The sequence below is a fragment of the Sulfitobacter sp. 1A13353 genome (genome assembly GCF_043557255.1).
GTDB classification, from domain to species: Bacteria; Pseudomonadota; Alphaproteobacteria; order Rhodobacterales; family Rhodobacteraceae; genus Sulfitobacter; species Sulfitobacter faviae.
Window position 1 is genome coordinate 383,956 of the sequence record NZ_JBIFFS010000001.1, and the last position, 26,037, is coordinate 409,992.

Sequence of the window (26,037 nt, forward strand, 5' to 3'; positions counted from 1 at the left end):
CTACCGGGGCGCGGTTACTTCACGAAGGGGGCCGCGCTGCCCCAAAGCTGTTTCACGCGGACGTCACGGCCACAGCCCTTGCGGTAGCGTTTGTAGGCGACCGATTTTTTCACGGCCACGCCGACACTGCTGAACGCCAGCCGGTCGCTGCTTTTGTAGTAGTCCTGGTGATAATCATCAGCCGGGTAAAAGGGCGCATCGCCAAGGATCGGCGTCACGACCTTGGTCCCAAGGGCGGCCTGCGCTTCTGCCTTGGCAGCCTCTGCCGCGCTTTTCTGGGCGGGGCTGCCCGCGAAAATCGCGGTCCGGTAGCTTTCGCCCCGGTCACAGAATTGCCCGCCCGTATCTGTGGGGTCGATCGAGCGGAAGAAGAGATCAAGCAGTGTCTTGCGGCTGACCACATCCGGGTCGAATTGGATCTGCACCGCTTCGTAATGGCCGGTGTCGCCGCCGGTGACTTCTTTGTAGGTCGGGTTCTTGGTGCGGCCCCCGGCAAAGCCCGAGATGGCCTCTTTCACGCCTTTGACGGATTCAAAATCGGCTTCGACGCACCAGAAGCAGCCGCCCGCTACGGTCAGCACCTCGGTCTCCGCCGCCGCCGCAGGTCGGTTCTGCGCGGCGAGGCCCAGAGTGATCGCAAGGGTCAGTATGGCGGGTTTGAACATTGATTTTTGGAACATATCGGTCCTCCTCAGGCCTAGGCTTGCCGCTGGGGCGGAGATAGCGCAAGGCCGGGGCGGGGAAAGTCACGCTCTGGTGAAGGCAATTTACCACTTGGCGCACGGGCGCGTTCTTTCTAGCGTTCCGGGTTCAACGGCAATGGGAGAAGCCTTTCATGCGTATTGCGATGTGGTCAGGGCCACGCAATCTCAGCACTGCGATGATGTATAGTTTCGGAGCGCGTGCGGATTTCACCGCGATGGATGAGCCGTTCTACGCGGCCTATCTCAAGGCGACGGGGCTGGATCATCCGATGCGCGACGCGGTACTGGCGGCGCAGGAGCAAGACCCCGCACGGGTGCCTCTTGGCTTTGTCCAACACGGCACCCGGCATCTTTATATGAAACATATGGCGCAGCATATGATCGACAGTTTCCCGCTCGATTGGGCCGAGAATTGCATGAACATCCACCTGATCCGCCATCCCGCCCGGGTGATCGCAAGCTATGCGGAAAAGCGCGAAGCGCCCCGTTTGGCGGATATCGGATTTGACCGGCAAGTCATGCTCTTCGAACGGTTGGGCGGGCTGGTCATCGACAGCGGCGATATCCGCGCGGACCCAGAGGGGATGCTGCGCAGGCTTTGCGCCGCCATCGATCTGCCCTTCGATCCTGCGATGCTGCATTGGCCCGCCGGCCCGCGTGCGGAAGATGGCGTTTGGGCGCCGCATTGGTATGGGGCGATCCATCGCAGCACCGGTTTTGCCGGGCCGGAGGGGGAACTGCCCGAGCTTAAAGGAGCAGAGGCGGAAGTTCTGGAGGCGGCCATGCCCTACTATGAGCGGCTGTTTGCGGAACGTCTAAAAAATTCCTGAAGACCGCGAAACTATTTCGCGGGGCTGTCGTGACTACGGTGCTATTTCAAACGGAGGGAAAACCAGATGAAAAAATTTGCAAGCACCGCAATCGCCCTGTCCATGATCGCCGGTGGCGCATGGGCGGATGCCCATGCCATGGCCATGGTCGAAGCCTCGGGTCAGGATGTATCGAATGGCGTCGTCACTGCCGACAAGGTGATGGCGGGCGAGAATGGCTGGCTGGTTGTGCACCGCACCGACGCCGACATGAAGCCCGGCCCCGTGGTCGGCTACGCCCCGCTGCGCGCGGGCGAGAACATGGATGTGGTCGCGATCCTGCAAGAGGACGTGGCTTCGGGCGATATGCTGATGCTCATGGTGCATTCCGAAGATGGTGGCATGAAAACCGGCGTGTTCGAATACACGCTGGGCGCCAAGGAAGACGGGCCGATCAAACCGAATGGGGAGCTGGTGATGACGGTCGTCACTGCCGATTGATCCGGTAGGTGGCTAAGAGAAAGGCCCGGGCGGGAGCGTCCGGGCCTTTTGCGTTTTTATCTGGGGCTGGTCGCCGGGGGCGCTGCCCCCGGACCCCCGTGGTATTTAAGAAAGGATGAAGGGGGATTGGGGTCCCGTGCTTCAGCCTTTGCTGCGCTTGTCGCGGGCGGCGAGGAGTTTGAGGCGCAGGGCGTTCAGTTGGATGAAGCCTGCGGCGTCTTTCTGGTCGTAGGCGCCGGCGTCGTCTTCGAAGGTCACATGGGCCTCGGAATAGAGGCTGTGATCGGACCAGCGGCCAACGGTGCGGACATGGCCCTTGTAGAGCTTGAGGCGCACGGTGCCGGTGACATGGGTTTGGCTCGCGTCGATGGCGGCTTGCAGCATGGTCCGTTCGGGGCTGTACCAGAAGCCGTTGTAGATGAGCTCGGCGTATTTCGGCATCAGCTCGTCCTTGAGGTGCATGGCACCGCGGTCGAGGGTGATGGATTCGATGCCGCGGTGCGCTTCCAAGAGCAAAGTGCCGCCCGGGGTCTCGTAGATGCCGCGGGACTTCATGCCGACGAAGCGGCCTTCGACCAGATCGAGGCGGCCGCAGCCGTGTTTGCCGCCAAGTTCGTTCAGTTTGGTCAGGATCGTGGCGGGTGACATTGCTTCGCCGTTGATGCTGACCGCATCACCGCGCTCGAAGCCAATCTCGACGTATTCGGGCGTGTCGGGGGCGTCTTCGGGGTTCACGGTGCGCTGGTAGACGTAGTCGGGCGCGTCGACCGCCGGGTCTTCGAGCACTTTGCCTTCGGAAGAGGTGTGCAGCAGGTTGGCGTCGACCGAGAAGGGCGCTTCGCCGCGCTTGTCCTTGGCGATTGGGATCTGGTTCTGCTCGGCGAAGGCCAGAAGCTTGGTGCGGCTCGACAGGTCCCATTCGCGCCAGGGGGCGATGACCTTGATGTCGGGGTTCAGCGCATAGGCGGCGAGCTCAAACCGGACCTGATCGTTGCCCTTGCCGGTGGCGCCGTGGGCGACCGCATCGGCGCCGGTTTCTTCGGCGATCTCGACCAGACGCTTGGAGATCAGCGGGCGGGCGATGGAGGTGCCGAGGAGGTAGAGACCTTCGTAGACCGCATTGGCGCGGAACATTGGGAAGACGAAGTCGCGGACGAATTCCTCGCGCACGTCTTCGATGTAGATGTTCTCAGGCGCGATGCCCATCATCTCGGCCTTCTTGCGGGCCGGTTCCAGCTCTTCGCCTTGGCCGAGATCGGCGGTGAAGGTCACCACCTCGCAGCCATATTCGGTTTGCAGCCATTTGAGGATGATCGAGGTATCGAGGCCGCCGGAATAGGCAAGCACGACTTTCTTGGGCGCAGACATGACGGGTTTCCTTTCAAGTTCGCCCTGCGAGGTAGCGGTTTTCGCGGGCGCGGGCAAGATTGAAGCCCGCGTTGACCTATGCTGGCTGCGCGCCTATCGACGAATGGCAGCAAGGAGAGCACAGATGGCGGATGAATTTGCACGAAAAGCACAGGCGGCGGCAGAAGCGCTGCGGGCATTGTTCCCGGCGACACCGCTTTTGCGCAATGAGCATCTGTCGGAGCGCTTTGGCGCGGATATCTGGTTGAAGCGCGAGGATCTGAGCCCGGTGCGCTCCTACAAGTTGCGCGGGGCCTTCAATGCGATGCGCAAGGTGATCCCGGGGCAGGGGGTTTTCGTCTGTGCCTCTGCCGGGAACCATGCGCAGGGGGTGGCTTTTGCCTGTAGTCATTTCGGGGTGCGCGGCGTGATCTTCATGCCGGTGACGACGCCGCAGCAGAAGGTGCAGAAGACCCGCATGTTCGGCGGTGAGAATGTCGAGATCCGGTTGGTGGGGGATTATTTTGACGCCACGCTGGCCGCAGCGCAGGATTTCTGCCGGGAGGAGGGGGCGCATTTCCTGTCGCCTTTCGATGATGACGACGTGATCGAGGGGCAGGCGTCCGTCGCGGTGGAGATTGCCGCGCAGTTGGGCCGGGTGCCCGACCGGGTTATCTTGCCGGTGGGCGGCGGCGGGCTGTCTTCGGGGGTGGTAAGTTATTTTGGTGAGGCTTGCGATTATACATTCGTCGAACCCGCCGGTGCGCCGAGCCTTGCGCGGGCGTTGGAAGCCGGGGCGCCGGTTGATGTCTCTCCGATCGATAACTTTGTCGATGGTGCTGCGGTGGCCAAGATCGGTGCGCGGACTTTCGAGCGTTTGCGCGGGGTGAACCCGGCGGATGTGGTGCATCTGCCTGAGGACCGGATTTGCGTGACGATCAATGAGATGTTGAATGTCGAAGGCATCGTGTTGGAACCGGCAGGCGCGCTATCGATCGATGCGCTGGGCGAGGTGGCCGATCAGATCGCGGGCAAGACGGTGGTTTGCGTGGCCTCGGGGGGTAATTTCGATTTCGAGCGTTTGCCGGAGGTCAAAGAGCGGGCGCAGCGCTATTCGGGTGTGAAGAAATATTTCATCCTGCGCATGCCGCAGCGGCCCGGGGCGTTGAAGGAATTCCTGATGCTGCTGGGGCCGGAGGATGACATCTGCCGTTTCGAGTATTTGAAAAAATCGGCGCGGAACTTTGGTTCGGTCCTGATCGGGATCGAGACGCGGCGGCCGGAGAATTTCAAACCGTTTCTTGAGCAATTGGGGCAATCCGGCTTTACCTATACGGATATCACCAACGACGAAACCTTGGCGCAGTTCGTTCTGTAGCAGCGGAAGGCCGGAGGGATTCACCTTCTGGTAAGGATTGGCGGGTTAACTCGACAGGGTCTGTCAGGATCGTGTCGCATGAAATTGGATATCCCCAGCCTTTCCGAAGCAGTGGCGACGCCTGCTGTGGCGCCTTCGGTTTTGGTGGTCGAGGGGGATGAGACCCGGCGGGCCTGTCTTTCGACCGCGTTGAAAGGATGGGGATATGAGGTGGTTTCTGCCGCCTCGGAAGCCGAGGCGTTGGCCCTTTGCGCGCAGCGGTGGCCTGATATCGTGCTTTGCAGTTGGGCGATATCGGGGCTCGATTTTTGCCGGGCTTTTCGGGAGCTCTCGGAAGCGCGCAGTTATCTCATTCTGTTGGTCGATAGTCAGGAGGGGGTGGTGGACTGCGCTCTTGATGCGGGGGCTGATGATGTTTTGCTCCGGCGCGCCGGTCTGCCGGAGCTACGCGCGCGTCTTATGGCGGGGGCGCGTTTTCTGGCCATGCAGCGGGACCTGACGCAGAAAAATCAGCTGATTACCGAGACTTTGGATATTCTGCGGCAGGTGCATGCGCGGATCGACAAGGATTTGGTCGAGGCGAAGAAATTTCAGCAATCGCTGCTTCGCGAGCGTTATCGCGCCATGGAGGGGGGCAATCTGTCGATGATGCTGCGCTCTGCCGGGCATGTTGGCGGGGATTTGGTGGGGTACTTTCCGGTGCGGCCGGGGGTCGTGGGGCTGTTTGGCTTGGATGTGTCTGGGCATGGGATCAGTTCGGCCCTGATGACGGCACGGCTGGCGGGGTATCTGTCGGCGGCCACGCCGGATCAGAACCTTGCGCTCACGCTTTTGCCCGGGGGGACCTACGCGGCGCGACCACCGGGCGAAGTGATTGCGGAACTGAACGATCTTGTTCTTCATGAGATGGAGACGGAGCATTATTTCACCCTGATGCTCGCGATTGCGGATCTCACGTCTGGGGAGGTCACTGTCGCGCAGGCGGGGCATCCGCATCCCGCCTTGCTGCGCTCGGATGGGCGGGTCGAACAGTCGGGCACCGGGGGCTTCCCTGTCGGGCTGCTTTCTGGAGTCGGGTTCGAGGACTATAAGCTTCAGATGGCGCCGGGGGATCGTTTGTTGATCCTATCCGATGGGGTGACGGAATGCCCCGATCCGGGTGGGGAGATGTTGGGCGAAGAAGGGTTGGCCCGCATGTTGGGCGAATTGCGCCGGTTCAGCGGCCCGGCGCTGCTAAGTGCGCTGGTTTGGAAGCTGTCGGAATTCGCTGGTAGCCGCGATTTCCCCGATGATGTCTCGGGGATATTGCTTGAGTATCACGGCAACGCCTAGCCTAGGTGGCGTTGCAGAAACAAACGGTCGCCTTCATTGGCGAGGGTTGCCAGCGCTTCGCTGGCCGATAGCACCAGCGTGGCGTGATGCGGCTCTGTCGGGGCGGCGATCTGGCGCACGGGATGGGCGACATAGACGTGGCAGATCTTCTGCGCCCAGAGGTCGTAGTCCTTCATATAGGTAAAGCGGCGGAAGGCGCCCAACCGGCGCGGGCGGGCGATGCGCCAGCCGGTTTCCTCCAGCACCTCGCGGTGCAGCGCTTGAAGCGGGGATTCCCCCGCCTCGATACCGCCGCCGGGCAGTTGCACGTCGGTCTCCTCCGCCATTTCCAGCGTCATGAGAAAGCGGCGTTGCAGCGGCAGAATGGCATAGACGCCGGGGCGCGGCGTGTATCGTTGGCCGGGCTCTGGTGTCTCACCTGTACGTCGGATCATGTGCTGCCCCTTTTTCCATGGGTTGCTGCGCCTATATAGACGCGGTATGCCAAGCGGCCCCCGATAAGGAAACCCGATGACCCAAGGAACTAAAATCGCGTGGGACGATACCGTTCTGCCCTTTCAGCTTGATGATGTCGACATGCGCGGCCGCGTGGCGCGGCTTGATGGCGTGTTGGAAGGCATCCTGAAACAGCACGACTATCCGCCGCAGGTCGAAGCCCTCGTGGCCGAGATGGCGTTGCTGACAGCTTTGATCGGTCAGACGATCAAACTGCGCTGGAAGCTGTCGCTACAGGTGCAGTCCAAAGGCGCCGTTCGGATGATCGCGACCGATTACTATGGACCCGAAAGGGAAGGCGAGCCTGCGCGCATCCGCGCCTATGCCAGCTATGATGCGGACCGGCTGACCGATGACGCCCCGTTTGAGCAGGTCGGCGAAGGCTATTTCGCGATCATGATCGACCAAGGCCAAGGCATGACCCCCTATCAGGGCATCACGCCGCTGGCCGGTGGGTCTCTGGCCGCCTGTGCCGAAGCCTATTTCGCCCAGTCCGAACAGTTGCCGACCCGCTTTTCCCTGAGCTTTGGCAAATCGTCCGGCCCGGATGAGCCGGAGCATTGGCGCGCGGGTGGCATCATGTTGCAGCATATGCCCAAAGCCTCTCCGTTGGCGGCGTCGGGCGAGGGGAGCGGTGACATTCTCAAGGCCGATGACTTGGTCGAGGGCGATGAGGCCGAGGATTGGAACCGCGTGAACATCCTGCTCGGCACCGTTGAGGATTTGGAACTGATCGGCCCCAGCGTCCCGCCGACCGATCTGCTGCTGCGATTGTTTCACGAGGAACAACCGCGGGTCTATGACCCCCAGCCGGTGCGTTTCGGCTGTACCTGTTCCGAAGACCGCGTGCGGCAAAGCCTGTCAATCTACTCGGCCCGCGATATCGAAAAGATGACCACGGACGAAGGTCGGGTTACCGCCGATTGCCAGTTCTGCGGCGCTCATTACGACCTTGATCCGGCCACGGTCGGTTTCGACGCCAAGGCCTAAGGTGAGCGACCGGTTCCATTCTTTTCGCAAGGCGCTTGCCCAGACCGGGGTGGAATCCTCTGATTTCGATCTGAACCCAGAGGTTACCCTCCCCGAGGGGCGCGCCCTGCGTCCTGCGGGGGTGCTGGCCCCGGTGGTGGATACCGGTGCGCGGCTGGAGCTGATCTTGACCAAACGGTCTTCGGCGCTGAAACATCACCCTGGGCAGATCGCCTTTCCGGGGGGCAAGCAAGACGGCGGGGATGCGGATGTCATCGCCGCCGCCCTGCGCGAAGCCCGCGAAGAGATTGGCCTGCCGAGCGATATCGTGGATGTATTGGGCGCGCTTCCGGCTCATGAGACGGTCACCGGCTTTAGCGTGACGCCCGTGATCGGCTATGTGACGCGCGATTTCACCGTGGTGCCTGAGCCCGGTGAGGTCGAAGAGGTGTTTCGCGTGCCGCTCGACCATGTACTCGACCCCAGCAACTACCTTGTGCATTCCCGGCGTTGGCGCGGCCAGCGGCGGTATTATTACGCCGTTCCCTACGGCCCCTATTACATCTGGGGTGCGACCGCGCGTATGTTGCGGGCATGGGCGACACGAATGAACCAATGATTCCGACCGGCACGCGCTGGCTACATGACGAAGACGCACAGCGGGTTTGCCGCGTGGTGCAGGAGGGCGGGCATCCTATCTATTTCGTCGGCGGCTGCGTGCGCGATGCGCTGCTGGGACTGCCAGACAGCGACGTCGATCTCTCCACCGAAGCGACGCCTGAAACGGTGATGGCGCTGGCCAAGGCCGCCGGGGTCAAGGCCGTGCCGACTGGGATCGACCATGGCACGGTGACGCTGGTCTCGGGCGGCAAACCCTTTGAGATCACCACCTTTCGCCGCGATGTAGAGACCGATGGCCGCCGGGCTGTCGTCGCCTTTTCCACCGATATCGCTGATGACGCCCGCCGCCGGGATTTCACGATGAACGCGCTCTATGCCACGCCCGAGGGCCATGTGATCGATCCCTTGGGCGGGCTGCCCGACCTGCGCGCGCGCCGTTTGCGTTTCATCGAGGACGCAGGTCAGCGTATCCGCGAAGATTACCTGCGCACCCTGCGCTATTTCCGCTTCATGGCGTGGTATGGTAACCCTGAAGTGGGGCCAGAGCCGGAGGCGCTCGATGCCATCGCGTCGAATTTGGATGGGCTCGAGACGCTCTCGGCGGAACGTGTTGGGCAGGAGTTCAAAAAACTCCTCCGCGCGCCTGATCCTGCCCCCGCACTGGCTCTGATGCGGCAAACCGGTGCTTTGCCCGTGCTTTTGCCGGGGAGTGATGACCGGTGGATCTCCATGCTGGTCCATTTCGAACAGGGGCTTGGCCTTGGCCCCGATTGGCTGGTGCGTCTGGCCGCGCTGGGCGGCGAGGCTGTGGCAGACCGTCTGCGGCTGAGCAAAGCTGAGGCCAAACATCTCACCCAGCTGCAAGAGCAGGGTTTCGCAGGGCCACCATTGCCTGAGCTTGCCTATCGTCATGGGGCAGAGGTGGCCATTGGGGCGGCTCTGCTGCGGGGATGTATGGCGGAGAACATGCCCGAAACTGCCATGTTAGAGACGATAAAAAACGCAGCGGCGGCTCGGTTTCCAGTGGCGGCCAAAGACCTGATGCCCGCATTCAAAGGCCCAGCCTTGGGCCAAAAGCTTGCCCGGCTGGAACAGCTTTGGGTCAACTCCGGCTTCACCTTGACGCGAGCGGACCTATTGGCGCGCCGCAGCTAGGTCGACATCGCGGGGAAATTCGTCTATCCAAAGCGCATTACAAGGGAGATGGGCGAAATGTACCGCGGGATCTGGTTCAGCTAAGCTGGCATAACCATTGCCCCTTTGCGGCTCTGCTATTGGGCAGCGCCGAACATTTTGCACGTCTATTTTTCAAGGTCTCCCCATGTTTCGCTTTTTTGAAAACCTCGTCGATCCCTATGTCTCCTATCGCGAGAAGGATGTGCCGCCACAAGGGCTCTGGCCCTTTCTGCGGGACTATGCGCAGCCGTTCAAAAAGGTCTTTGCCCTCGCCGGGCTGATGGCGGTCCTTGTCGCCGCGATCGAGGTTGGGCTGATCTACTACATGGGCCGCATCGTCGATCTGCTGGGCAGCGATCCTGCGCAGATGTGGGCGGAACATGGGACCGAGCTGGTCCTCGTGGCGCTGGCCGTGCTGTTGCTGCGGCCCATGGTGCAGGCGGTCGATGTGATGCTTTTGAACAATGCGATCTTGCCGAACTTCGGCACGTTGATCCGTTGGCGGGCGCATCGCCATGTCTTGCGGCAATCGGTGGGCTGGTTTGAGAATGACTTTGCCGGGCGTATCGCCAACCGGATCATGCAGACCCCACCGGCAGCGGGGGAGGTCGTCTTTCAGGTCTTTGATGCGATCTCTTACTCGCTGGCCTATATGATCGGCGCGGCGATCCTGCTCTCTACCTCGGATATCCGTTTATTAGTGCCGCTTTTGGGGTGGTTCATCCTCTATGGCGGCTTGGTGGCTTGGACGATCAAACGGGTCGGCCCTGCGTCCAAAGCCGCGTCGGACGCGCGGTCGCAGGTGACGGGGCGCGTGGTGGATGCCTATACCAATATCCATTCGGTCAAGATGTTCGCGCATCATGATCTGGAGGTCGATTTCGCGGGCGAAGCCATCGAAGAGGCGCGGCGCACGTTTCAAGGTGAGATGCGTATTTTCACCATCATGGATGTGGTGCTCACCCTTCTCAACGGCATGTTGATCGTGGGCGTCGTCAGCTGGGCATTGTTGTTGTGGATGGGGGCCGAGGCAAGCGTCGGTGTCGTCGCCGCTGCCGCCGCGCTGGCGCTGCGGCTTAACTCCATGACCGGTTGGATCATGTGGGCGCTGTCGAGCTTTTTCCGCGAATTGGGTGTCGTCGCCGAAGGGATGGAGACCATTGCCCAGCCCCTCGCCCTCACCGACCGCCGCGATGCGCCGCCGCTGAAACTCACCGAAGGGCGGATTGAAATGGCGGGGCTGAGCCATCACTATGGGCGCGACAGCGGCGGGGTTCAGGACATCAATATCACCGTGCAGCCGGGCGAAAGGATTGGCCTTGTGGGCCGCTCGGGCGCGGGTAAATCGACCCTCGTGAAGCTGATACTGCGGTTCTACGACGCCGAAACGGGCGAAATTCGGATCGACGGGCAGGACATCGCACAGGTCCGGCAAGACAGTCTTAGGCGGCATATCGGTGTGGTGCAGCAGGATTCCTCGCTGCTGCATCGCTCGGTGCGCGAGAATATCCTTTATGGCCGTCCCGACGCCAGCGAGGCCGAGATGATCGCGGCGGCGAAACAGGCGCAGGCGCATGAGTTCATCCTCGATCTGACCGACCCTGAAGGGCGCTCGGGCTATGACGCGCGTGTGGGCGAGCGGGGCGTGAAGCTGTCCGGCGGGCAACGGCAGCGCATCACGCTGGCGCGGGTGATCCTCAAGGACGCGCCGATCTTGTTGCTGGATGAGGCGACAAGCGCGCTCGACAGTGAGGTGGAGGCCGTCATTCAGGAAACGCTCTATGGCATGATGGCGGGCAAGACCGTCATCGCCATCGCGCACAGGCTGTCGACGATTGCCGAGATGGACCGAATTCTGGTTCTGGATCAAGGTCGTATCGTCGAAGAGGGCAGCCATGAAGCGCTTTTGCAGAAAGCTGGCCTATATGCAGCTTTCTGGCACCGTCAGTCGGGCGGTTTTCTCGCATTGGATGAAAAGACGTGAGCATTTCGAACTGGATCAACCCGTTTCGCCCCGCCGACGGGCCGCCACCGCAGACCCTCTGGGCCTTCATCCGCTGGTGCCTTGCAGGCGCTTGGCCGGTGCTCTGGCTCGCCGCCTTTCTATCTGCCGCCGCTGGCGCGATGGAGGCGGGCACAGCGTGGATTTTGGGCAAGGTGATCGATGCCACGGTCAGCGCGGGGCCGGAGCGGTTTTTTGAGGGCAGCAGTCTGGTTCTGGTCTTGGGCGCGATTGCGTTTTTCCTTGTGGCGCGTCCCGTGCTGTTTGGCCTCTCCTCGGCCTCTAACGCGATCATGGTGCAGCCCAATGTGAACCCGCTGGTGCTGTCGCGGCTGCACCGTTGGACATTGGGGCAGAACGTCAATTTTTTTGACGAAGATTTCGCCGGGCGCATCGCGCAAAAGCAGATGCAGGCCGCGCGGGCGGTGACGGATGTGGCCGCCGAGGTGATCAACGTGGTGGCCTTTGCGCTTGCCTCTCTGGTGGGGTCGGTCGCCTTGCTTTTGGCGATCGACTGGCGTGTGGCGGTTGGGTTTTCCGTCTGGCTGGTGATGTATCTGGCGCTGATCAACTGGTTCTTGCCGCGCGTGCGCAAACGGGCCGCGGGGCGGGCCGGGGCGCGTGCGATGGTGTCGGGGCAGGTGGTCGATACGATCACCAACATCAAGACGGTGAAGCTTTTCGCCCATGCCGATCACGAAGACCGCGCGGCACTTTCCGCGATGCAGAGCTTTCGCGCCCGGGCGTTGGAGTTCGGCTATCTCGCCGCCGGGTTCCGTCTGGCGCTGATGAGCCTTGCGGGGCTTTTGCCGGTTCTGTTGCTGGGCGGGACGATCCTGCTGTGGCAGCGCGGATTGGCGAGCGAGGGCGATATCGTCGCCTCCGGCGCCATCGCGATCCGTATCGCGCAGATGACGGGCTGGGTCTCATTCACGCTGATGGCGATCTATTCGAATATTGGGGAGGTCGAAGACGGCATGCGCACCCTGACGCCGCGCGTGCGGCTGGATGATGAGCCTGATGCGCAGGAACTGGTCGTCGAGGCCGGAGAGATCGAGTTGCGCGATCTGGGCTTTGCCTATGGCCGTCAGACCGGGGGGATCGACCGGATATCGCTGACCATCCAACCGGGTGAGAAGCTGGGCATCGTCGGTGCTTCGGGGACGGGGAAATCGACCCTCGTGGCGCTGCTCTTGCGGCTCTATGAACCGGAGCAGGGCAAGATATTGATCGACGGGGTGGATACCACGACGGTGACCCAAGAGAGCCTGCGGCGCAATATCGGCATGGTCACGCAGGAGACGGCGATGTTCAACCGCTCCGCGCGGGACAACATCCTGTATGGCCGCCCCGATGCGACTGAGGCCGAGGTCATCGCCGCCGCCGAACGGGCCGAGGCGCATGAGTTCATTCAGCAGCTCGAAGATCACAAAGGTCGCCGCGGCTATGACGCGCATCTGGGGGAGCGTGGGGTGAAGCTTTCGGGCGGCCAGCGCCAGCGCATCGCCTTGGCCCGCGCCATCCTGAAAGACGCGCCGATACTGGTGTTGGACGAGGCGACGAGCGCCCTTGATAGCGAGGTGGAGGCCGCCATTCAGCAGACCCTAGACCGTGTGATGGAAGGCAAAACCGTGCTAGCCATTGCCCACCGTCTGTCGACCCTGACCGAGATGGACCGCATCATGGTGCTGGACGCGGGCCGCATTGCAGAGATTGGCAGCCATGCCGATTTGCTTGCCCAAGACGGGCTTTATGCGCGCTATTGGCATCGGCAGTCGGGCGGGTTTCTGGATGTGAAGGCGGCGGAATAGGCTTTCCCAGTCGCCTTAGCCGCGCTATGGGCAGGCTATGACAGAACATGAAATCTTGCGTCTCGGCCACCACGGCGATGGCATCGCCGAAGGTCCGATCTTTGCCCCGATGACCCTGCCGGGGGAAACCGTCACCGGCGTTGTCGACGGGCAGCAGCTTCGCGATGTGCGGATCGTCACCCCCTCCGACCAGCGGGTCGCACCGCCCTGTCGCCATTTCAAATCCTGCGGTGGCTGCCAGTTGCAGCATGCCACGGATGATTTCGTGGCGGCTTGGAAGGTCGATGTGGTGCGCAATGCGCTTTCGGCTCATGGGTTAGAGACAGAATTTCGCCCCATCCAAACCTCCCCCGCGCAATCGCGCCGCAGGGCGACCTTTGCCGCGCGGCGGACGAAAAAGGGCGCTATGGCGGGCTTTCATGGCCGCGCCTCTGACGTGCTGATCGAGGTGCCGGGCTGTCAGTTGGTCGATCCCGCCTTGCTGCCGGGGCTGAAGGTCGCCGAAGAACTGGCGCTGATCGGCACCAGCCGAAAGGCCGAATTGGCTGTCACGGTCACCCTGTCGGAAGAGGGGCTGGACGTCTCTGTCGCCAATGGCAAACCGCTCGACGGACCGCTGCGCCAGCAGTTGGCGCAGGCTTGTGAGGCTCTATCTCTGGCTCGGCTGACATGGGATGGCGAGGTGATCGCGATGCGCGCGCCGCCAGCGCAGCGCTTTGGCGATGCGCCGGTCACGCCGCCGCCGGGCGCCTTCTTGCAGGCCACCCGTCATGGCGAAGCGGCTTTGCTGGAGGCGGTCAGAGACGCCGTGGGTAAGGCCGAGGTCGTGGCCGATCTTTTCGCGGGCTGTGGCACCTTTGCCTTGCCCTTGGCGCAGCAGGCGCGGGTGCACGCGGTGGAAGGCGATGCCGAGATGATCGCCGCGCTGGAAGGGGGCTGGCGTCGGGCCAAGGGGGCAAAACCGCTCACCGCCGAGACGCGCGATCTGTTTCGCCGACCGCTCCTTCCGGATGAACTGGCTAAGATCGACGCCGTGGTGCTCGACCCGCCCCGCGCGGGGGCCGAAGCGCAGGTGGCCGAGATCATCCGCGCCGAGGTGCCGCGCGTGGCCTATGTCTCCTGCAATCCGGTGAGCTTTGCCCGCGATGTGCAGAACATGATCGCGGCAGGCTATCGGCTGGACTGGGTACAGGTGGTCGACCAGTTCCGCTGGTCGTCCCATGTGGAACTCGCCGCCTGTCTGACCCTGCCTAAAAGCTAATCCACGGCCCCATATGACGCCGCGGATCACTGCTTTTTGAGTGAAATTAATCCCTCTCTATGGTAACGCGGATAAAAAGGCCGGAATGGCCAGGGCGTTGAGGGCACAGTGATGAAACGCAGGACGATGATACTTGGCGGCACCGCTATGGTGGCGCTCGGCGCGTGCAGCAGCAGTAAGTTCAAACGTTACACGGGTCCTGAAGTGACCTATGTGGTTGTGAACAAAAGCCAACGCCGCATGATGCTGTTGCACCATAACCGCGTGCTCGAAGATTACCGGATCAAGCTAGGCTTCGCTCCGGTGGGTCACAAAGCCTTTGAGGGGGATGGCCGCACGCCCGAAGGGCTGTATCGAATCGACCGTCGCAACCCGAACAGTCGTTTCCATCTTTCTGTCGGGATCGATTACCCGAACGCGCGCGATATCGAAAACGCCCGCGCCATGGGCAAAAGCCCGGGGGGCGATATCTTTATCCACGGGCAGAAAGACCCGCGGAAGAAAGAAAAGCACGATTGGACTTGGGGCTGTATCGCGGTCACCAACAAGGAAATCGAAGATGTCTACGCGATGGTGCGGGACGGCACGCCGATCCTGATCACGCCCTAAGAACCGCTTGATACGACACCGGCCCCCGCAGGGGCCGGATCGGTCGGTTAATCAGACAAAGATCAGTTGCCGACGACCAGCGTCCACCAGATCTTGCCGCCGTTTTCCTGATGCCATGAGAAACCCATCTGGCGGCCATCGGGGGCCATCAAGATGCGGCGCGTGTCGGGTTGCTCCATCCATGCGGCGAGGGTCTCAAGCTCGGTCTCATAGGTTTCCGAGATCACCTCGCCGACCAGACCGCCAGTGTAGCCCACGCGCTGAATGCGATCGATGGGCGAGGACCCGTCAGAGCCGAAATGCCAGGGGCGGTTTTGCACCGCCATATCGCGCGAATGGGTGGCGGCAGCGGCGTTCAGCTTGGCATCTAGCGCGAGCGGCGTCACCCCGGCAGAGCTGCGCAGCGCATTGACGGAGTCGAGCATGCGGAATTGGATCGTACCCGCGTCGGAGCGGCTGATGCGGTAGGTGCCGCCGGCTTTGCCGCCGGTCGTGCTGGACGGGGTACAGGCAGATAGCGCAACCGTCAGCGCCAGTAGAATGGACAGGATACGGATCATATGAGCGCTCCACGCAATGAAGTTTTTTCTGCCTTACATCGGGGCGCGTTGCAGTTCAAACGCACATAGGCATGACTCTGCCGTGCGGCCCCGGTTTCAATTGAAACTGCGTCTTTCGAGCCATATAACTGGCAATAATTAGCATAATTTCAGTTTTGGAGACGCTCCATGTCCGCTCCCCGTTTTTCGATCAAGAGCCGCCGTGGCTTCCTTGCTGGCAGCGCCGCGATGCTCGCCACGCCCGCGCTGGCGCAAAGTACCTCTTCTTTCAACTCCACCGCCACGACCGAGACAGAGCGTGATCTGACCGAAGCGGTCAAGCGCAATGTCTCAAGTTTCCGGATGCTGGATTGGCGCCCCTATTTCAGCAACACGCGCAATGGCGCGGTGCTGGTCGATATCGACAGCCGGGCGGTGCACTACTGGTCTGAGGACCAGAGCGTTTACAAACTCTACCCCTCTTCGGTGCCGCTGACCGAAGACCTCACACGCCGTGGCCGAACCCGTGTCATCAAAAAGGTCGAGGGGCCAAGCTGGCGTCCCACGCCGTCGATGCTCAAGCGCAATCCCGAATGGCCGCCCTATGTCGGCCCCGGCCCGGACAACCCTCTGGGCACCCATGCGCTATACCTCAGCTGGACCTACTATCGTATCCACGGAACCCACGACACAAGAAAAATTGGACGTAAGTCTTCCAATGGTTGCATCGGGCTCTACAACGAACATATCGCCGAACTTTTTGCCCTGACAAAGGTTGGCACACAGGTGTTGCTTATTTGACGACATCCCCCTGATTCCTTGATGCAATAGCTGATTCCGGGTTTGCAAACTTTTGCCGATACTGTTTAGAACAGGATTACGAGGTAAGTCTTGGGTGCGTGTATGTATATGATACAGCACGCCTATTCTGGAGGTTATGTTATGAAGAAACTCGTTCTCGCCGCTGCTCTGTCCGCTGCTGCATCGACTGCTTTTGCTGGTTCGCTGGCCGAGCCGATCGTCGAAGCACCGGTCATCGTGGAAGAAACAACAGGTTCGTCCTCGGGCATCCTGGTTCCCCTGATCCTGCTGGCTCTGGTTGCCGCAGCTGTTGCTTCCGACTAATCGGAACTGACGATCAAACGGAAAAGGCGGTGCACTGCACCGCCTTTTTTGTTTTCTGCGCAAGGTTCTGAAAAAGGGGCCGCCGCAGCGACCCCAAGGCGGGCTTAGTCCAGCCAGCCGCCCAAGTTCTCGGTGATGATCGTGGTCAGCGTTTCGATATGCGCCGCATCGTCGTTCAGGCAGGGAATATAGGTGAAATCCTCGCCGCCTGCCTCTTCAAAGCTTTCTTTGATCTCTTCGTTGATCTCTTCGAGCGTTTCGATACAATCGGCCGAGAAAGCAGGCGCGCAGACGGCGATGCTTTTCTTGCCCGCCTTGGCCTGACGCGCGACTTCTTCGACGGTATAGGGTTGCAACCATTCCTCGGGGCCGAACTGCGACTGGAAGGTCGTGATGATCTCGCTGTCCTGCCAGCCCAGACGTTCCTTCAGCAGGCGCGTCGTTTTCTGACATTGGCAATGGTAGGGGTCACCCTCCATCAGATAGCGCTGCGGCAGACCGTGGTAGGAGCAGACCAGCAGATCGGGCTTCTTGTCCTTCGCGGCATAGGCACGTTCGACGGATTGGGCCAGCGCTTCGATATAGTCGGGGCGGTCGAAATAGGGGGCCACGGTGCGCGAGGCAGGTTGCCATTTCTCTTTGGCCAGCGCGGCAAAGAAAGCGTCATTCGCGGTTGCGGTCGTGGCCCCGGCATATTGCGGATAAAGCGGGAAGAACAGTATCTTCTGGCATCCGGCGGCGACCATCGCCTCGACTTTGGAGCGGGTCGACGGGTTGCCATAGCGCATGGCGTAATCGACCATCACGTCGGCCCCGTATCGTGCTTTGAGCGCCGCTTTGATTTTGGCGGTTTGCGATTTGGTGATCGTCGCCAGTGGGCTCTCGTTCTCGGCCTCATTCCAGATGGATTTATAGGCCGCGCCGCTGGCAAAGGGGCGTTTGGTCAGGATCACCGTTTGCAACAGCGGTTGCCATTTCCACGGGCTGTAGTCGATCACCCGGCGGTCCGAGAGGAACTCGCTTAGGTAACGGCGCATTGACCAATAGTCATAGCCATCCGGCGTGCCAAGGTTGGCGAGCAGAACACCAACCTTGGGACGCGGGACTTTTGGGTGATCGCCGGGGCCGTGTTCGGGCCGGGTGGCGTCGGCTTGGGCGGATTGGGGCTGGGCTGCCTGCATGGGGGTTTCCTCGCACATGTGATCCGCGCAGAGATAGCCGCTTTGCCGATTGGGTCAATCGGGGAGGGGTTCCTCGCGACTATTCAGCGCATCTGCCAGCCGTTGCTGCGCCGATCCGGGGCGGAGCGGCTTTTGCTGGCTTTCGTCCGGTGCCCATCCGGCAAGAAATATCATGTCGAAAGTCGCCACGATCCGGCCCGAGGCGGCGGTGAAATGCGTGGCGTAAAGCTCAGCCGCGCGTGTCAGCACGGCGCGGCCCGTGGGGCGGCGCAGGCGGGCTTGCAGGGCGTTGGTCTCTCCCATCTCGCGCAGGTCGCGCATCAGGGCCCATGCGTCATCATATTCCACGGTCAGCGGTTGGCTATCGGCCACGGGCAGGGCCAGCCCCGCGCGTTGCAGCAGCGCCCCGAGATCGCGCAGCTCTCCCATCGGGGCGATGCGGGGCGACAGGCCGCCGGTCACTTCGGCTTCGGCTTGACCAAGGCAGGCGCGCAGCTCATGCAGGGTTTGCCCGCCAAGCGCCACCGCCTGCAACAGCCCGTCAGGACGCAGCGCGCGGCGGCATTGGATCAACTGGCCAATGGGGTCATTCGCCCAATGCAGGCCCATGGCGTGGATCACCAGATCATGCGCCTGCGGTTCCAGTGACAGCACCTCGGCCTCGGGGACGATCTGGGCCTTGGGGAGCGCCTCCGCCCAGACTTGGGGGAAGCCGGTCACGATGGCCGGTGCGGTAAACGTTTTCTTAACCAAACTCAGCCGATCCTGAACCTCATCGGCGGCTGCCTGTTGCAGGAACATGCCCCGCGCCGTCGCGCGGGCGCGGTGCTGGGCGAGGGCCTTGGGGTCGGTCAGGTTGGGCTGTGCTGTCATGGGGAACACATAGAATGCCGCCACGGGGACTTCAAACAGCAGTGTCGCTTATCTACCCGCCGCGCTGTCTGGGCTGCGGCGGGCTTGTTGATGCGGATTTCGGGCTTTGCGGCGCTTGCTGGCGCGACACGGCCTTCATCGGCGGGACGGTTTGCGATGCCTGCGGCGTGCCCCTGCCGGGCGGCGGGGATGTGGGTTCACCCCATTGTGATGCCTGTCTTGCCACGCCGCGGCCTTGGGCGCAGGGACGCACGGCGCTCATCTACCGCGATATGGGGCGCAGGCTGGTTCTGGCGCTGAAACATAGCGACCGGCAAGAGATCGCCCGCCCCGCGGCCCGCTGGATGGCGCAGGCGGCCCAAGGCATCCTGCCGCAAGAGGCGCTGATCGCGCCGGTGCCGCTGCATTGGCTGCGCTTGCTAAAACGGCGGTACAATCAATCGGCTCTGCTGGCCAAAGCGCTGTCGGCGGAAACCGGGCACCGCTGGTGCCCCGATCTGTTGCAGCGGGTCCGGCATACGCCCTCGTTGGAGGGTTTGGGCCGTGCAGCCCGGTATCGCGTGTTGGAACAGGCGATCCGCGTGCATCCTCGGCGGCGGCACCGTATCATAACGCGACCGGTGATCTTGGTGGACGATGTCTTTACCTCCGGCGCCACATTGACCGCCTGCACGCAGGCCTGTCTGGCCGCCGGATCCGGCCCCGTTTTCGTGCTGGCACTGGCGCGCGTGGCCAAAGAGACCTAGATCACTGTGCAACGTTAACTGTTCAAAGGGTGATCCTATGCAACCTATCGAAATCTATACGTCGCCGCTCTGCGGTTTTTGCCATTCCGCCAAACGTCTGCTCACCCAGAAGGGCGCAGCTTTTGACGAAGTCGACGTGCTGTCGGAGCCTGAGCGCAAGAAAGAGATGATCCAGCGGGCAGGCGGTGCCCGCACCGTGCCGCAGATTTTCATCGGCGACGTGCATGTGGGCGGCTGTGATGAGCTTTACGCGCTGGACCGTGCTGGCAAACTCGACGCGCTGCTGCAAGACAGATGAAAATCGCGCTGCTGCAACTCAACGTCTCGGACGACCCCGCCGTCAACTTGATCGAGACCCGCGCCCTGCTGCGCGAGGCGGTGGAGGGCGGGGCCGAGTTTGTCCTGACCCCCGAGGTGACGAATTGCGTCAGCACCAGCCGCAGCCATCAACAGTCGGTGTTGGCCTATGAGGAAGACGACGCCACCCTCGCGGCCCTGCGCGAAGAGGCGGCGAAGGCGGGCATCTGGCTGCTGATCGGCTCGCTCGGTCTGAAAACGCGCGGGGGGGACGGGCGCTTTGCCAACCGGTCTTTCCTGATTTCCCCGCAGGGGGAGATCGTCGCGCGCTATGACAAGATCCATATGTTCGACGTGGATATCAACGAGACCGAAAGCTACCGCGAGTCCGCGGGCTATCGCCCCGGCGACAAAGCCGTGGTGGCCGAGACGCCTTTTGGCAAGATCGGCATGTCGATCTGCTATGACATGCGTTTTCCGGCGCTCTATCAAGCGTTGGCCGAGGCGGGCGCGCGCATCCTGACCATGCCAGCGGCCTTCTCTCCGGTCACCGGGGCCGCGCATTGGCACACTCTGCTGAGGGCGCGGGCGATCGAGAACGGCTGCTATGTGCTGGCCCCGGCCCAGACGGGCACCCATGCCAGCGCCGCGCATAAGACCCGCGACACCTATGGGCATTCACTGGTCGTGGCCCCTTGGGGGGAGGTGGTGTTGGATGCCGGGACAGCCCCCGGCGTTTACTTTTGTGACATGGAAATGGAAGAATGTGACAAGGCCCGCGCCAAAGTGCCCAGCCTTGCCAACCGCCGCCCCTTTGCCGCGCCCTGACCGGACCGAAAATGACCGACGATAAAAACACCCTTGCGATCATGTTGTTCGGAGAATTGCTGGCCGCCGACCAATCGGTGCGCAGTCGCCTGACACGGGTGTTGCCGCGGGGGATGGAGATCTCGCATTTCTCGGTGCTGAACTCGCTTTCGTGGCATGGCGGCGAACGCTCGCCCGCGCAACTGGCCGAGACCTTCAACGTCACGCGCGGGGCGATGACCAACACGCTGAGCAAACTCGAATGGGCCGGTTACGTTCATATCCGCCCCGATTGGGACGACGCGCGGCGCAAGATGGTCGCGATCAGCCCCGCCGGGCGGCAGGCGCGGGATGCGGCGGTGAATGCGATCACGCCGATGATCTCGAACGTGGTGGGGGAGCTTGGCGAAGAACAGGTCCGCGCCACGCTCCCGATCCTGCGCGCGCTCAGACGTCAGTTGAGCCAGGGTTGAGGCCCGGATTAAGGCTGGCGGTCACGTAGTTCACGCTCAGATCCCGATCCGATAGCCGCCACGACCACGCGACGGGGTTAAAGACGAAACCTTTGCGATCCACCGGCTCCAGCCCGGCGCGGCTCAGCAGGTCGAAAAGCTCATCGGGGGTGATGAACTTGTTCCAGTCATGGGTGCCCTTGGGCAGCCAGCGCATCACATGCTCGGCCCCGACAATCGCCATCATAAAGGACTTTGGATTGCGGTTCAGGGTCGAACAGATGTGCAGCCCGCCGGGTTTCAGCAGGCGGCGACAAGCGATCAGATAGTCGATGGGAGAGGCGACATGTTCGACCACCTCCATGTTCAGCACCACGTCGAATTTCTCACCGGCATCGGCCATGTCTTCGGCGGTGGTGTGGCGGTAGTCGATCTCTAGCCCCGATTGCTGCGCGTGAATCTGCGCCACGGGGATATTCCCCGCCGCCGCATCCGCGCCCACCACTTCGGCCCCAAGCCGCGCCATCGGTTCGGACAGCAACCCGCCGCCGCAGCCGATGTCGAGGATCCGCAGCCCCGCGAAAGGGGCAGAGCCCGTCAGGTCGCGGTCAAACTCCCCCGCGATCTGGCTGGTGATATAGTCCAACCGGCAGGGGTTCAGCATGTGCAGCGGCTTGAACTTGCCGTTCAGATCCCACCATTCGGCGGCCATGGCTTCGAATTTGGCGATCTCGGCGGGGTCGATGGTTGATTGATCCGCTTGCATTCTGATCTCCCTGTGCTCTTTTGGGTTCAATGACTATATAGGGCGGCAATGGACAAGTATCCCGACCAAAAACGCGGCGCGCCGCATCTTTATCCGCCGGTTGAGCCTTTCGACCAGCGGATGCTGTCCGTAGGGCAAGGGCATCAGGTCTATGTCGAGCAATGTGGCAACCCCGATGGCATCCCCGTTGTCGTGCTGCATGGCGGCCCCGGCGGTGGTTGCAGCCCGGCGATGCGGCGGTATTTCGACCCCAAGGTCTACCGTGTGGTGCTGTTCGATCAGCGCGGATGCGGGCGCTCCACCCCGCATGCGTCGGTCACGGACAACACGACATGGCATCTGGTCGCCGATATCGAGCTGATTCGCACCACGCTTGGCATCGACAAATGGATGGTTTTTGGCGGCTCTTGGGGCGCGACGCTTTCGCTGATCTATGCCCAAGCGCACCCCGAAGCGGTGCGCCATCTGATCCTGCGCGGCGTCTTTCTGATGACGCAGGCCGAGCTTGATTGGTTTTACGGCGGTGGGGCCGGGCGGTTCTGGCCCGAACTGTGGGCGCGTTTCGTGAACCTGATCCCCGAAGATGAGCGGGACGATCTGATCGCGGCTTATCACCGGCGGCTGTTCTCGGGCGATCTGCGGGTCGAGCAGGACTATGGCCGCGCATGGGCCGCTTGGGAGAACGCGCTGGCCTCGGTACATTCCGATGGGGTGTCGCATGGCGGGCCATCGGCCTATGCGCGGGCCTTTTCGCGGTTGGAGAACCATTATTTCACCAACAATGGCTTTTTGGAGTTCGACGGTCAGATCCTCGAACATATGGGGCGGATCGCGCATATCCCGGGGGTCATCGTGCAGGGGCGCTATGACATGATCTGCCCGCCTGCGGGGGCCTATGCGCTGGCCGAACGCTGGCCTAATGCCGACCTGCGGATGATCCGGGATGCGGGCCACGCCTTGTCGGAGCCGGGGATCAGTGCCGAATTGGTGCGCACGATGGATAGGATCGGGCAGCGATGAGCGGGCGCAACTCTTTGCTGGATCGCCGGGCGCTTTTCACCACCGGTGCGGCGGCGGCCCTGTTGGCCGCGACAGGTGCCAGCGCGGGGGAGCCGCCCCGGCGCGGGGGCCGTTTGCGGCTGGCGCTTTCGGGTGCTACGCGTGACGACACTTGGGTCAAAGGCGACGGGCTGTTCATGCAGGTCGCGCGGCAGGGGATGATTTTTGACACGCTGACCGAAGTCACAGGCAATGGCATCCTCAAGGGTGAGTTGGCGACTGGCTGGCAAGCCAGCGAAGGCGCGCGGCAGTGGCAATTCGATCTGCGCCCCGATGTGCGTTTTCACGACGGCAGTCCGCTGACCGCCCGCGATGTTGTGGCCAGTCTGCAATCCGTGCTGACCGGGGCCGAGGTCGCGGTTCAGGATGAACTGCAAGTGCAAGTCTCATTGGCAGCGGCGAATCCCGACCTGCCGCTGCTGCTCGCGCAATCGCGCTATGTGATCCGCCCCGCCCATGCCCCCGAGGCCGGGATCGGCACCGGGCTTTACCGTCTGCGGCGCTTTTCCGCCGGGCGTCAGGTTTTGGCCGAGCGGGTAGAGACGCATTACAAGGACGGCACCGCCGGGTGGTTCGATACGGTTGAGCTTGTGTCGATCCCCGCTCGTGACGTGCGGGCGCAGGCACTGAGCGAAGGGCTTGTTGATGCAGCGGATTTACCGGCGCGGCCCCGCTACCGCGACCGGGGGGATGTGACGCTTCAGGCCGATAGCACAGGCGGGGTCAGCGCATTGTCGGGCGATCTGCGCCAGCCGCCGAACCCCGGACGCCAAGCGCCGATGGACAACCTGCGCGCGCCAGAGCGGTGGTGGTTCGGCTGAGAGGGGTTGCAGTTTCGCCGCATTCGGCCTATATCCCCTTCAACAGCGGCGCTTTCGGGTCCACACCGAAGGCTCCACCGAATTCGTGAACGGGCCGCGCGCCCGTTTTTTTGTGCCCAGTGAAAATGGATGTCTCATGTCGAATGACCTGATCGCCAAAGCCGCCATCGACCGCCGCCTGGCCGAGATCATCACTCCGGTGATCGAGGATATGGGTTTTGAACTGGTGCGCGTGCGCCTGATGTCGGGCAAGTCCACCACCCTGCAAGTCATGGCCGACCGGCCCGAGGGCGGGATCGAAGTGGATGAATGCGCCAAGATCTCGCAGGCCATCGGCGCCGTGCTGGATGTCGAAGACCCGATCTTGGACGAATATTCGCTTGAGGTCTCGAGCCCCGGCATCGACCGCCCGCTGACGCGGCTTAAGGATTTCGACGCTTTCGAAGGCTATGAGGCCAAGATCGAGACGACCGAACTGATTGACGGCCGCCGCCGCTTCAAGGGTGAGTTGGCTGGCGTCGAGGCCGGCGAAGTGCTGATCAATGTCGAAGAAGGCACCATCGGGTTGCAGTTCGACTGGCTCAGCGATGCCAAGCTGGTGCTGACCGACGACCTGATCAAGGAAATGCTCCGCCAGCGCAAAGCGTCTGGTGCGATCGACGAAACCGATTTTGATGATATCGAGACTGAAGAGTCTGCTGAGGGAGACACCTAATGGCCATTACATCTGCAAACCAGCTTGAGCTGTTGCAAACCGCCGAGGCGGTGGCGCGCGAGAAGATGATCGACCCTGGTCTGGTCGTCGAAGCGATGGAAGAATCCCTCGCCCGTGCCGCCAAGTCTCGCTACGGCGCCGAGATGGACATCCGGGTGGACATCGACCGCAAGACCGGCAAGGCCACCTTCACCCGCGTCCGCACCGTGGTCGAGGATGATGAGCTTGAGAACTATCAGGCCGAGTTCACCGTAGAGCAGGCCAAGCAGTACATGGCCGACCCCAAGGTTGGCGACACTTTCGTCGAGGAAGTGCCTCCGGTTGAAATGGGCCGCATCGCGGCGCAGTCGGCCAAGCAGGTCATCTTGCAAAAGGTCCGCGAAGCTGAGCGTGACCGCCAGTACGAAGAATTCAAAGACCGCGCCGGGACCATCATCAACGGTCTGGTCAAGCGCGAGGAATATGGCAACGTCATCGTCGACGTGGGCGCTGGCGAAGCGATCCTGCGCCGGAACGAGAAGATTGGCCGCGAAAGCTATCGCCCGAACGACCGCATCCGCGTCTACATCAAAGACGTGCGCCGCGAGCAGCGCGGCCCGCAGATTTTCCTGAGCCGCACCGCGCCTGAATTCATGGCCGAGTTGTTCAAAATGGAAGTGCCGGAAATCTACGACGGCATCATCGAGATCAAAGCGGTTGCCCGCGACCCCGGCTCGCGCGCCAAGATCGCCGTTATCTCGCATGACGGTTCCATCGACCCAGTCGGTGCCTGCGTCGGTATGCGCGGCAGCCGCGTGCAGGCCGTGGTGAACGAGCTTCAGGGCGAGAAAATCGACATCATTCCGTGGAACGAAGACCAGCCCACCTTCCTTGTGAACGCGCTTCAGCCTGCTGAAGTGTCGAAAGTGGTTCTGGACGAAGAAGCCGGTAAGATCGAAGTCGTCGTGCCTGAAGAGCAACTGTCGCTCGCCATTGGCCGCCGTGGTCAGAACGTGCGTCTTGCTAGCCAGTTGACCGGTCTCGACATCGACATCATGACCGAAGAGCAGGAAAGCCAGCGCCGTCAGGCCGAGTTCGAACTGCGCACCAAGCTGTTCATGGACAACCTCGATCTCGACGAATTCTTCGCCCAGCTTCTGGTCTCCGAAGGTTTCACCAACCTCGAAGAAGTGGCCTACGTCGAAGTCGACGAGTTGCTGGTCATCGACGGTGTAGACGAAGACACGGCGGGTGAGTTGCAGGCCCGCGCCCGCGACGTGCTCGAAGCGCAGAACAAAGCGGCGCTCGATAACGCCCGCGCATTGGGTGTCGAAGACAGCCTGGTTGAATTTGAGGGGCTGACCCCCCAAATGATAGAAGCGCTGGCCAAGGACGACGTCAAAACGCTGGAAGATTTCGCCACCTGTGCCGATTGGGAACTGGCTGGCGGCTGGACCACGGTCAACGGCGAGCGTGTCAAAGACGACGGCGCGCTTGAGCCCTTCGATGTGAGCCTCGAAGATGCGCAGGCCATGATCATGACCGCCCGCGTCATGCTGGGCTGGGTCGACCCGACCGAGCTTGAGGGCGATGCGGAAGAAGACGACGTAGAAACAGACGGCGAAACCGCCGAGGAGGCCGAGGCCTAAGCGGGCCTCGGGG

28 protein-coding genes are annotated in these 26,037 nt (G+C 62.1%); 21 read left to right on the forward strand and 7 right to left on the reverse strand.

All coding sequences use genetic code 11. The annotated features are described in order from the left end of the window. Positions 1-14: 14 nt before the first annotated feature. The gene (gene msrA, locus ACGYLO_RS01895) at positions 15-680 is read right to left on the reverse strand and encodes a peptide-methionine (S)-S-oxide reductase MsrA (RefSeq protein WP_271688626.1); all 666 of its coding nucleotides are present in this window, start codon (positions 678-680) and stop codon (positions 15-17) included. Positions 681-835: 155 nt separating this feature from the next. On the opposite strand from msrA, the gene ACGYLO_RS01900 reads away from it, so the two are divergent. Next, complete coding sequence (locus tag ACGYLO_RS01900) at positions 836-1,534, forward strand: HAD family hydrolase (protein WP_271688625.1); 699 nt, start codon at positions 836-838, stop codon at positions 1,532-1,534. 66 nt (positions 1,535-1,600) lie between these two features. Further along, complete coding sequence (locus ACGYLO_RS01905) at positions 1,601-2,014, forward strand: hypothetical protein (RefSeq protein WP_067267884.1); 414 nt, start codon at positions 1,601-1,603, stop codon at positions 2,012-2,014. Positions 2,015-2,155: 141 nt separating this feature from the next. On the opposite strand, the gene ACGYLO_RS01910 is transcribed toward ACGYLO_RS01905, so the two are convergent. Next, positions 2,156-3,382 (reverse strand): argininosuccinate synthase, encoded by a 1,227-nt coding sequence (locus tag ACGYLO_RS01910; RefSeq protein ID WP_067267886.1) that lies wholly within the window; start codon positions 3,380-3,382, stop codon positions 2,156-2,158. Positions 3,383-3,506: 124 nt separating this feature from the next. Here ACGYLO_RS01910 and ilvA point away from each other — a divergent pair, with 124 nt between their 5' ends. Beyond that, positions 3,507-4,739 carry a threonine ammonia-lyase IlvA gene (ilvA, locus tag ACGYLO_RS01915; protein ID WP_197471019.1) on the forward strand — a complete coding sequence of 411 codons (1,233 nt, stop codon included), beginning with the start codon at positions 3,507-3,509 and terminating at the stop codon, positions 4,737-4,739. Between the two features lie 78 nt (positions 4,740-4,817). Beyond that, positions 4,818-6,071, forward strand: a complete 1,254-nt coding sequence (locus ACGYLO_RS01920) for a response regulator (RefSeq protein WP_271688624.1) — start codon at positions 4,818-4,820, stop codon at positions 6,069-6,071. Here the strand turns inward: ACGYLO_RS01920 and ACGYLO_RS01925 are convergent. Next, the gene (locus tag ACGYLO_RS01925; RefSeq protein WP_271688622.1) at positions 6,068-6,505 is read right to left on the reverse strand and encodes an NUDIX domain-containing protein; all 438 of its coding nucleotides are present in this window, start codon (positions 6,503-6,505) and stop codon (positions 6,068-6,070) included. The genes ACGYLO_RS01920 and ACGYLO_RS01925 overlap by 4 nt on opposite strands. Positions 6,506-6,581: 76 nt before the next feature. Here ACGYLO_RS01925 and ACGYLO_RS01930 point away from each other — a divergent pair, with 76 nt between their 5' ends. The 7 genes from ACGYLO_RS01930 (at position 6,582) to ACGYLO_RS01960 (ending at position 15,015) form a co-directional block, all read left to right on the forward strand. Further along, positions 6,582-7,556 (forward strand): Hsp33 family molecular chaperone HslO, encoded by a 975-nt coding sequence (locus ACGYLO_RS01930; RefSeq protein ID WP_276154350.1) that lies wholly within the window; start codon positions 6,582-6,584, stop codon positions 7,554-7,556. A gap of 1 nt (position 7,557) precedes the next feature. Next, positions 7,558-8,154 (forward strand): CoA pyrophosphatase, encoded by a 597-nt coding sequence (locus ACGYLO_RS01935; protein WP_271688620.1) that lies wholly within the window; start codon positions 7,558-7,560, stop codon positions 8,152-8,154. Beyond that, the gene (locus tag ACGYLO_RS01940) at positions 8,151-9,311 is read left to right on the forward strand and encodes a CCA tRNA nucleotidyltransferase (RefSeq protein ID WP_271688619.1); all 1,161 of its coding nucleotides are present in this window, start codon (positions 8,151-8,153) and stop codon (positions 9,309-9,311) included. Before ACGYLO_RS01935 ends, ACGYLO_RS01940 begins: the two co-directional genes overlap by 4 nt. Before the next feature lie 166 nt (positions 9,312-9,477). Continuing rightward, positions 9,478-11,316 carry an ABC transporter ATP-binding protein gene (locus ACGYLO_RS01945; protein ID WP_271688618.1) on the forward strand — a complete coding sequence of 613 codons (1,839 nt, stop codon included), beginning with the start codon at positions 9,478-9,480 and terminating at the stop codon, positions 11,314-11,316. Next, entirely contained in the window at positions 11,313-13,145 is a 1,833-nt protein-coding gene (locus tag ACGYLO_RS01950; RefSeq protein ID WP_271688617.1) for an ABC transporter ATP-binding protein, read from the forward strand. Before ACGYLO_RS01945 ends, ACGYLO_RS01950 begins: the two co-directional genes overlap by 4 nt. Positions 13,146-13,182: 37 nt before the next feature. Further along, the gene (locus ACGYLO_RS01955) at positions 13,183-14,406 is read left to right on the forward strand and encodes a class I SAM-dependent RNA methyltransferase (RefSeq protein ID WP_271688616.1); all 1,224 of its coding nucleotides are present in this window, start codon (positions 13,183-13,185) and stop codon (positions 14,404-14,406) included. A gap of 111 nt (positions 14,407-14,517) precedes the next feature. Further along, positions 14,518-15,015 carry a murein L,D-transpeptidase family protein gene (locus ACGYLO_RS01960; RefSeq protein WP_168612924.1) on the forward strand — a complete coding sequence of 166 codons (498 nt, stop codon included), beginning with the start codon at positions 14,518-14,520 and terminating at the stop codon, positions 15,013-15,015. A 62-nt stretch (positions 15,016-15,077) separates the two neighbouring features. On the opposite strand, the gene ACGYLO_RS01965 is transcribed toward ACGYLO_RS01960, so the two are convergent. After that, complete coding sequence (locus tag ACGYLO_RS01965) at positions 15,078-15,575, reverse strand: CAP domain-containing protein (RefSeq protein WP_271688615.1); 498 nt, start codon at positions 15,573-15,575, stop codon at positions 15,078-15,080. 168 nt (positions 15,576-15,743) lie between these two features. Between ACGYLO_RS01965 and ACGYLO_RS01970 the strand changes: the two genes are divergently transcribed. Beyond that, complete coding sequence (locus ACGYLO_RS01970; protein WP_067261126.1) at positions 15,744-16,355, forward strand: L,D-transpeptidase; 612 nt, start codon at positions 15,744-15,746, stop codon at positions 16,353-16,355. 141 nt (positions 16,356-16,496) lie between these two features. Beyond that, positions 16,497-16,679, forward strand: a complete 183-nt coding sequence (locus ACGYLO_RS01975) for a hypothetical protein (protein ID WP_067261136.1) — start codon at positions 16,497-16,499, stop codon at positions 16,677-16,679. A 104-nt stretch (positions 16,680-16,783) separates the two neighbouring features. Here ACGYLO_RS01975 and hemH read toward each other — a convergent pair whose 3' ends face one another. Further along, positions 16,784-17,860: a ferrochelatase gene (gene hemH / locus ACGYLO_RS01980; protein ID WP_271688614.1), complete on the reverse strand. Its 1,077-nt coding sequence runs from the start codon at positions 17,858-17,860 to the stop codon at positions 16,784-16,786. 54 nt (positions 17,861-17,914) lie between these two features. Next, the gene (locus ACGYLO_RS01985; protein ID WP_271688613.1) at positions 17,915-18,733 is read right to left on the reverse strand and encodes a methyltransferase domain-containing protein; all 819 of its coding nucleotides are present in this window, start codon (positions 18,731-18,733) and stop codon (positions 17,915-17,917) included. Positions 18,734-18,747: 14 nt separating this feature from the next. Here ACGYLO_RS01985 and ACGYLO_RS01990 point away from each other — a divergent pair, with 14 nt between their 5' ends. The 4 genes from ACGYLO_RS01990 to ACGYLO_RS02005 are packed head-to-tail and all read left to right on the forward strand — an operon-like array spanning position 18,748 to position 21,056. Next, on the forward strand, positions 18,748-19,479 hold the full coding sequence (locus ACGYLO_RS01990) for a ComF family protein (RefSeq protein WP_271688612.1): 732 nt from the start codon (positions 18,748-18,750) through the stop codon (positions 19,477-19,479). 37 nt (positions 19,480-19,516) lie between these two features. Continuing rightward, positions 19,517-19,777, forward strand: a complete 261-nt coding sequence (gene grxC, locus ACGYLO_RS01995; protein ID WP_271688611.1) for a glutaredoxin 3 — start codon at positions 19,517-19,519, stop codon at positions 19,775-19,777. Then, complete coding sequence (locus ACGYLO_RS02000; protein ID WP_271688610.1) at positions 19,774-20,604, forward strand: carbon-nitrogen hydrolase family protein; 831 nt, start codon at positions 19,774-19,776, stop codon at positions 20,602-20,604. Before grxC ends, ACGYLO_RS02000 begins: the two co-directional genes overlap by 4 nt. A gap of 11 nt (positions 20,605-20,615) precedes the next feature. Next, positions 20,616-21,056: a MarR family winged helix-turn-helix transcriptional regulator gene (locus tag ACGYLO_RS02005; RefSeq protein ID WP_067265366.1), complete on the forward strand. Its 441-nt coding sequence runs from the start codon at positions 20,616-20,618 to the stop codon at positions 21,054-21,056. On the opposite strand, the gene ubiG is transcribed toward ACGYLO_RS02005, so the two are convergent. Beyond that, positions 21,031-21,801: a bifunctional 2-polyprenyl-6-hydroxyphenol methylase/3-demethylubiquinol 3-O-methyltransferase UbiG gene (gene ubiG / locus ACGYLO_RS02010; RefSeq protein ID WP_271688609.1), complete on the reverse strand. Its 771-nt coding sequence runs from the start codon at positions 21,799-21,801 to the stop codon at positions 21,031-21,033. The genes ACGYLO_RS02005 and ubiG overlap by 26 nt on opposite strands. Positions 21,802-21,849: 48 nt before the next feature. Here ubiG and pip point away from each other — a divergent pair, with 48 nt between their 5' ends. From pip to nusA, 4 genes are all read left to right on the forward strand, one after another. Further along, complete coding sequence (gene pip / locus ACGYLO_RS02015) at positions 21,850-22,821, forward strand: prolyl aminopeptidase (protein ID WP_271688608.1); 972 nt, start codon at positions 21,850-21,852, stop codon at positions 22,819-22,821. Beyond that, the gene (locus ACGYLO_RS02020) at positions 22,818-23,681 is read left to right on the forward strand and encodes an ABC transporter substrate-binding protein (protein ID WP_271688607.1); all 864 of its coding nucleotides are present in this window, start codon (positions 22,818-22,820) and stop codon (positions 23,679-23,681) included. Before pip ends, ACGYLO_RS02020 begins: the two co-directional genes overlap by 4 nt. Before the next feature lie 136 nt (positions 23,682-23,817). Next, a complete protein-coding gene (gene rimP, locus ACGYLO_RS02025; RefSeq protein ID WP_271688606.1) occupies positions 23,818-24,396 on the forward strand; it encodes a ribosome maturation factor RimP in 579 nt (192 codons plus the stop codon). Continuing rightward, a complete protein-coding gene (nusA, locus tag ACGYLO_RS02030) occupies positions 24,396-26,024 on the forward strand; it encodes a transcription termination factor NusA (RefSeq protein ID WP_271688605.1) in 1,629 nt (542 codons plus the stop codon). The genes rimP and nusA overlap by 1 nt, the downstream gene beginning before the upstream one ends. Positions 26,025-26,037: the final 13 nt, after the last annotated feature.